The 595-nt window shown below is 42.2% G+C and carries 1 protein-coding gene and 1 pseudogene; both read right to left on the bottom strand.

What is annotated here, in order from left to right; all coding sequences use genetic code 11:
* Nucleotides 1-338: hypothetical protein (locus HLA95_RS30450; RefSeq protein ID WP_255592584.1), on the bottom strand; the 338-nt coding region annotated here is incomplete at its 3' end.
* A 39-nt stretch (nucleotides 339-377) separates the two neighbouring features.
* Nucleotides 378-578: pseudogene (locus HLA95_RS30455) on the bottom strand (integrase catalytic domain-containing protein); the annotation flags it as partial.
* Nucleotides 579-595: the final 17 nt, after the last annotated feature.

Genomic DNA, 595 nt, shown 5'->3' on the forward strand with positions numbered 1-595 from the left:
GAGCTCTCATAAGACTCGCGCCTCATTTCATCCAGCTCATTCATTTGCAACATCCGCTGTTGACCTGCTTTAGCCAAGTTAAAGTTTAGAGTTTTAATTGCCCAATATGCCTTGTGCTCCATTTCCACCGGCAAGTGGCATGCCTTGCCATAAACCAACCTATAAGGAGACATACCAAGAATGGTTTTAAAAGCAGTACGGTACGCCCAAAGAGCATCGGTTAGTCGAAGAGACCAATCCTTGCGATTAGGGTTAACCATTTTTTCTAAAATATGTTTGATCTCCTTATTTGCCAATTCGGCTTGACCATTAGTCTGTGGGTGATAGGCGGTGGACACCTTATGAGTGACTCCATACTTTTTAACCAAATTTTCAAAAGGCCTATTACAGAAATGAAGCCCACCATCACTAATGATTGCACGAGGCATCCCAAAACGAGAAAAAATGTTTTCTTTCAAAAATTTCAAAACCACTTTGTGATCATTAGTTCTCGTTGGGATAGCCTCAACCCACTTAGAGACATAGTCCACTGCCAATAGAATATAAAGGTACCCACAAGAGGAGGGAAAGGGACCCATGAAGTCTATACCCCAAC

The sequence above is a fragment of the Geminicoccus harenae genome (assembly GCF_019800005.1).
Classification (GTDB): Bacteria; Pseudomonadota; Alphaproteobacteria; order Geminicoccales; family Geminicoccaceae; genus Geminicoccus; species Geminicoccus harenae.